Origin of the sequence: Bacteroides acidifaciens, from assembly GCF_024623065.1 — a bacterium.
Classification (GTDB): Bacteria; Bacteroidota; Bacteroidia; order Bacteroidales; family Bacteroidaceae; genus Bacteroides; species Bacteroides acidifaciens.
The window spans coordinates 20,880-27,223 of record NZ_JANJZR010000061.1; the positions used below are offsets into that span (position 1 = coordinate 20,880).

Here is a 6,344-nt window from a genome sequence, read left to right on the forward strand (position 1 = left end):
GAAAGTGAAAGATATGAACGAAGAAAACAAAATAATACTTTATCAAGACGATAACGAGATAACTCGTATTTCGGTGCGTTTCACTGATGAGGATTTGTGGCTAACGCAAAATCAATTGGCAGAAATTTATTGTACTACCCAACAGAATATTAGCCAGCATGTAGATAATATCTATAAGGATGGAGAACTTACCATAGAAGCAACCAACAAGAAATTCTTGTTAGTTCGTCAAGAGGGTAATCGTCAGGTAAAACGTAACATTGACCACTATAATCTTGATATGATAATTGCCCTTGGCTATCGTGTGCAGTCTCAGGTTGCAACCCGCTTCCGACGATGGGCAACCCAGCGGCTTCATGAGTATATCCAGAAAGGGTTTGCGATGGATGATGAGCGCTTAAAGCAAGGTGGTAACCGTTATTTCCGTGAGTTATTACAACGTATCAGGGATATTCGTAGTAGTGAGCGCAACTTCTACCAGCAAGTAACAGATATATACGCTACCGCCACCGATTATGACCCACGTGACGAGATGACAAAGACCTTTTTTGCCACCGTTCAGAACAAGTTGCATTACGCTGTCCACGAGAATACGGCAGCCGAGGTTATTTACAATCGTGTGGACAACGAAAAGCCGTTTGTAGGTATGACTAATTTCAAAGGCAGCTATGTAACTAAGGATGATGTAAAGATTGCCAAGAACTATTTGTCTGAGATTGAACTCCAACGCCTGAATCTGCTTGTTTCCGGTTTCTTGGACTTTGCCGAGTTCCAAGCATTGGAAATGAATCCTATGAGAATGAAAGATTGGATAGAAGCACTGGACGACCAAATTATAGCACACAAACGAAAGGTTTTGATTGGTAAGGGAAACATTTCGCATAAACAAGCGATTGAGAAGGCAGAAAAGGAGTTTGCCATCTATCGCAAACGCGAAATGGAACAGCTTGAAAGCGATTTTGATAAGGAAATCAAAAGATTGAAAGATAATAATGGTAAAAGTTCAAACTAATTCACTACCTTTGTATTCGGAAACTTTCACGCAACCTTGCGCAAAACAACGCAAGTTATTGGTGGAGCAAACGGAGGAGATTGCAGTTGAGTAGCTTTTAGAAAAGAATGATATTCAACCACTTGGAAATAAATTACGATTTCTGGTGGCACCACGTTTTAAGAAGGCAAAACGATGTAAATCCCTGAATTTCAAAGAAGTTCGGGGATTTTTCTTTTCCAAGAATAGGCAAAATTAGTGGGATTGAAGCAAACTATACGTCCTTATTCAAGGGACTGTTTTTAAAAGCCCGGAATGTTCCACTGCGAGGTGTTTACTTCATTCTTTTACAGCACATTGCACTATTTTACATAACAGGGTTCTCGGTTCGATTTCCTAACTTTGTATCATTAAAAAAGCCGTATGGAAAGAAAAAGATTCAGCGTGTTGTTCTTCATCAAGCGTAGCAAACTGTTAAAAAACGGGGAAGCACCCGTGCGTGTGCGTGTCACTTATGACCGCCTATACGTGGAACTTCAACTAAAGCGGAGCGTAAAAGTCCCACTCTGGTCGCAGGAAAAAGAGAAATCGACAGGCAAAGACCGAAACTCCGTAGAACTTAACCATTACATTGACGCCCTGCGTGTAAAATTCTATCAGATTTACCAAGACTTGGAACTGGAGGGAAAGATTATCTCCGCACGTGCCATAGTGAACCGCTATCAGGGAAAGGACGAAACTTTCAAGACATTGTATAATGTATTCAAGGAACATAACGACAACTGCCGGAAGCTAATCGGGACGGACTATGCTGACATCACCGTAAGACGTTACGACAATTGCCTTAAATACCTCATGGAACTGGTTAAACGGGATTACAAGGTAGATGATATGTTGCTGCGTGAGGTAAACGGGGAACTAGTGCGCAAATTCGACTTATACCTAAAGACAGAAAAGCATTGCGCACAGAATACCGTTATCCGGTACATGAAATGTTTTAAGAAAGTGATAAACCTTGCCATTGTCAACGAGTGGCTGACAAAGAACCCGTTTGCAGGGATCAAGTTTCACGAGGTGGAGGTAAACAAACAGTTCCTAAGCCAAGCCGAGATAAACCGGATATGGCAGAAAGAGTTCAGGATTGAACGGCTGGAACTGGTACGGGATGTCTTTATCTTCTGCGTATATACATTTGTTGCACTAACTAATGTGTAGTTGATTATCAATAAATTATAAGCTAATAATAGAGATATAGGTAATGGCTTAGAAACCACCTGTCTTCATCATTTTGCATGATTCTCAATCATTTCAAATAGCTCAATGCGAAGATAATATTATTTTGAGAATTAACCAAATTCTGATAATCAAAATCATACAAATTCAGCGAATTACCGGCTATGGTTGCTGAAATTTATACTTCAATCCATATTCTTCCAGTTTGTTGTACAGCGTCGTACGTCCTATCCCGAGCAGTTCGGCGGCAACCTTGCGGTTCCCGTTCGCCTGCTTCAACGCGCGTAAGACACGCTCCTTGTCTTCCGCATCGCTGCGCAGGGCGAAGCTGACAGGTGAAGTCGCCCTCGTCACGGCAAGTTCCAGATGCTCTTTCGTGACAAGACCCGTCTGCGCCTGCAACACCGCACCCATGATTTTCTGCCGAAGCTCGCGGACATTGCCCGGCCACGCATGGGTCAGCAATGTCTTGCGGGCTTCTCCGTCAAAGCCGGTGACATCGCATTCCAGTTCCCGGTTCGCAATTTCACGGAAGAACTCAGCCAGCGGCATGACGTCCTCCTGACAGTCGCGCAACGGCGGGACGGTTATCTCGAAGTCATGCAGACGGTACAACAAGTCCTGCCGGAAACGCTTTTCATTGACCGCCTTCTCCAAATCCTCGTTGGTGGCGGCGATGATGCGGACATTGAAACTTCTATCCGCCTTATCACCAATGGGACGGTATCTCCGTTCCTGTATGGCGCGGAGTAGCATCTGTTGTGTTTCCGGTGCGAGGTTGCCCACCTCGTCCAAGAACAACGTGCCGCCTTCCGCCTCATGGAAATAACCTTTCTTGGCATTGTCCGCACCAGTGAATGCCCCTCTGACGTGTCCGAAGAAAGCCGACGGCGCAAGTTCTTTGGTAAGCGAACCGCAGTCCACAGCCACAAACGGTTTTCCTGCCCGCTTGCCCTTATCGTGCAGCAGGTGGGCGATATGCTCCTTGCCCGTACCGTTCTCTCCGAAGATCAGCACGCTCATGTCAGTGGGGGCTACCAGCCTTATCCGGTGCATGATTTTCTGAAAGGCGGAACCGTCACGGGCAAAGACGGGCATACGGCTCCGCCCGATATTCCGCTCTTTCAGTATGGTACGGAGCAGAGGGACGAGCTTGTCCTCCACGAGTTGTTTGGGTATGTAGTCCAGCGAACCGAGTTTCATGCTTTCCACCGCCGTATGCACTTCGGCATAGTCGGTCATGATGATGAACGGCTGCGTCATACTCTCCTTGCGCATCCAACGCAACAGGTCGATGCCGTCACCATCGGGTAAGCGCAGGTCGGAAACCACGATGTCCCCGTCTGCGGCTTGTTGCAGAAGTTTCCTCGCGGTCGAGAGGTGGAACGCCTGCACGGTGCGGAATCCCTCCCGCACCAGCAGGTTGCAGACAAACTCGCAATACACGATGTTGTCCTCCACCACGATGATTTTTGTCTTATCCATTGTTATATTTCTTCCTTTCTTCTTTTGCCAGCCGGATTATCTCCGAACCCTTATCCAGCACAGCTTTTATAGCATTACCAATTGTTTTATCGTCAGGCGTGCCATCGCTATGAAGCAATTTGTATAGTTCCCTTAACGGCTGGTCGGCACGGAGTATCTCCCACGAGCTGCGCAGGTGGTGTGTAAGTGCGTTCAGCTCCTGAAGGTCTTTCCGTTGTTTCGCCTCCCGTACCGCCTGCATTTCTTTCTCGGTTTCCGTAATCAGTTTCTCCAGCATGAAGGATTCATTGCCGTAGGATAGCAGGGAGGTGAAATCCGGCTTTTCATTTTGTGCCGCATTCATGGCGCATTTATTTGAAATCTCCATCAGTTCAGATATGGAGAACGGCTTGAACAGGCATTCTGTGAATCCATGTTCTATAAGTTCCTCTTTGCCGCAACTGCCCGAAGCGGTTATCACGACTACCGGGATATCCCTTGAATTGCCAACGTTGGAAGTGCGCAACAGTTCCAACAGCTCGAAGCCGTTGATTTCCGGCATGTTCAGATCCGTCAGAAGCAGGCTGTATTCTTTCCGGCGTATCATTTCCATCAGTTCCGCAGCATCGGTACAGGTGTCGCAGTGTACGCCTTCCTGTGCATACATTTCTTTAAGCATCAGGAGAAGTACCTCGTCATTGTCGATGGCAACCACATCGTGGAATGTATGGTTATGATGAACCTGTGCTTGATTTATCCGTTCCGGAATTTCCCCGGCTGTCTGCATGGGGATTTCCACAGTGAAACAGCTGCCTTTGCCTTTTTCGCTCTCCAGCCGGATTGTGCCGCCGAGCATTGTCACGATACGCTGCACGATGGACAATCCCAGCCCGAAGCCGTCTTTTGTGGCGGCGTTTGACAGACGTTCAAACGCACCGAATATACGTTGTTGCTCCTCTTCGGTCATGCCCGTTCCTGTATCTTTGACGATTAGCTTCAGTAAACCGTTATCATAATCCGTTGTCAGAGATACGCCGCCGCTATCAGTGAATTTGATGGCGTTTGACAACAGGTTGTTCCCGATTTGCAGGATACGTTCCTTATCGGTCAAGACGACTGCATCCGTTTGATTGGTTATGGTCAGAGCCAGTCCCTTGTGCATGGCGATGGGCGTAAACTCCGTTTCAAGAATGTGCGTGATTGCCGAAATCCGGCAAGGAGAGAAATTCGGCTGCTCCTTGCCATTGTCCAGCCGGAAGAAACTCAGCAGGGTGTTGAGCATTTCTCGCATACGGTCGGAGGATTGCCGGATATTACGGACATATCGCTCTTTTTTATCCGCATCATTCCCTTTTTCCATCAACGCGGTATAACCGATTATTGCCGTTAAAGGTGTGCGCAGTTCATGGGTGATGGTATGCACCGCTTTCTTGCGGGAGGCTATCAGAGCCTCGTTTTGCTCTACCGACTGTTGCAACTGTCCTATTAAATCAGTCGTTTTCTGTTTGTACCGTTTGATTCGGTTGGCATTACGGTGTATGATGATATATGAGATTGCCAGCAGAAGGAGGACGAATCCTGTCAGGCTACCTATCTGCATAAACGACTGTTCCCTCATTGCGGTTATCTCGGCTTCCCGTTTTTGCAGATCGGCTTGCACATTTTTATCCATCTGGCGTATAAATCCGTGCAGTTGCCGGTTAAGTTCCGCGTTTCGTGCCGCAAGGCTGTCGGTATATTCCGACAGACGGCGGCTTTGCGCCCGTTGCTCGGCTATCATGTCCCGGTCGAGGGAACGGAGCATTGTTGTGGTCACGGTTGGCTTTGGCTTTTCTTTCTTGCCGAATATGCCGAGAAATCCTTTCCGCTTCGGTTTTTGCGGCTGTTCCTGCACACTTTTCTGTACGATTATGGGTACTTGACGAGTGATCTTATCGTTGATGGCTTGTTGCTGTTCAAGTACCTGCACGATTTGACGCATTTGTCGTTCCTTATCTTCTAGAAGATGGCGTACACTGTCTATGCGCTCTGTCGGATAAATCGTTTTGAAACGGCATAGCATACTGTCCATTGCCATGCGTTGATAATGGTAATGTTCCAAATCTGCATATTCCCACTCCAATACTGTCTCGCCTGATAAAGAAAGTTCAATAAGAAGAACAAATATTTCGTGCGATTCTTGGCGAAAAGTATCTATATGACGATTCTGAACTTCCAATTTCTCTAAATCGCACCATTCTTTATACCAAATATACATTATGCCGATAACCAATAATGCCATCAGCAAATAGCCGAGTGAAATTAGATTCTTAATAGATTTCATACTGCCTGTAATTTATCCCAACGTCCATCTTTCAGATAAGGCAAAAATTCCCGTATCTTATCTACCGACCAGTCCCACCATTTCAAATCCTGCATCTGTTCTATTATATCAGGACTGAACCGCTTTCGTATCTCCTTTGCGGGGATACCACCTACAATGGTATAGGGCGGAACATCTTTCGTCACAACCGCCCTTGTACCAACAATAGCACCGTCACCGATATGGACACCAGCCATAATAACGGCTTCATAGCCTATCCATACATCATTGCCTATTACGATGTCGCCTTTGTTGTCCCAAGCGGAAGCCACATTTGCCTTATCCAATTCCCAA

At 46.5% G+C, this 6,344-nt stretch carries 4 protein-coding genes and 1 pseudogene; 2 read left to right on the forward strand and 3 right to left on the reverse strand.

The genetic code is table 11. The annotated features are described in order from the left end of the window. The first annotated feature begins 13 nt into the window (after nt 1-13). A complete protein-coding gene (locus NSB03_RS15155) occupies nt 14-1,012 on the forward strand; it encodes a virulence RhuM family protein (RefSeq protein WP_148332645.1) in 999 nt (332 codons plus the stop codon). A gap of 402 nt (nt 1,013-1,414) precedes the next feature. Beyond that, nucleotides 1,415-2,203 (forward strand): annotated as a pseudogene (locus NSB03_RS15160) (phage integrase SAM-like domain and Arm DNA-binding domain-containing protein); the annotation flags it as partial. Between the two features lie 183 nt (nt 2,204-2,386). On the opposite strand, the gene NSB03_RS15165 reads toward NSB03_RS15160, so the two are convergent. The 3 genes from NSB03_RS15165 to NSB03_RS15175 all read right to left on the reverse strand — a co-directional run. Then, nucleotides 2,387-3,709: a sigma-54-dependent transcriptional regulator gene (locus tag NSB03_RS15165; protein WP_024988828.1), complete on the reverse strand. Its 1,323-nt coding sequence runs from the start codon at nt 3,707-3,709 to the stop codon at nt 2,387-2,389. Next, nucleotides 3,702-6,011 (reverse strand): hybrid sensor histidine kinase/response regulator, encoded by a 2,310-nt coding sequence (locus NSB03_RS15170; protein ID WP_024988829.1) that lies wholly within the window; start codon nt 6,009-6,011, stop codon nt 3,702-3,704. The genes NSB03_RS15165 and NSB03_RS15170 overlap by 8 nt, the downstream gene beginning before the upstream one ends. Further along, nucleotides 6,008-6,344 (reverse strand): CatB-related O-acetyltransferase (locus tag NSB03_RS15175; protein WP_257466489.1); only part of this gene is annotated, 337 nt, incomplete at its 5' end. The genes NSB03_RS15170 and NSB03_RS15175, both read right to left, overlap by 4 nt.

Coding starts and splice junctions, on each gene's coding strand:
- NSB03_RS15170 (WP_024988829.1), bottom strand. CDS start 6,011: ATGAAATCTATTAAGAATCTAATTTCACTCGGCTATTTGCTGATGGCA.
- NSB03_RS15155 (WP_148332645.1), top strand. CDS start 14: ATGAACGAAGAAAACAAAATAATACTTTATCAAGACGATAACGAGATA.
- NSB03_RS15165 (WP_024988828.1), bottom strand. CDS start 3,709: ATGGATAAGACAAAAATCATCGTGGTGGAGGACAACATCGTGTATTGC.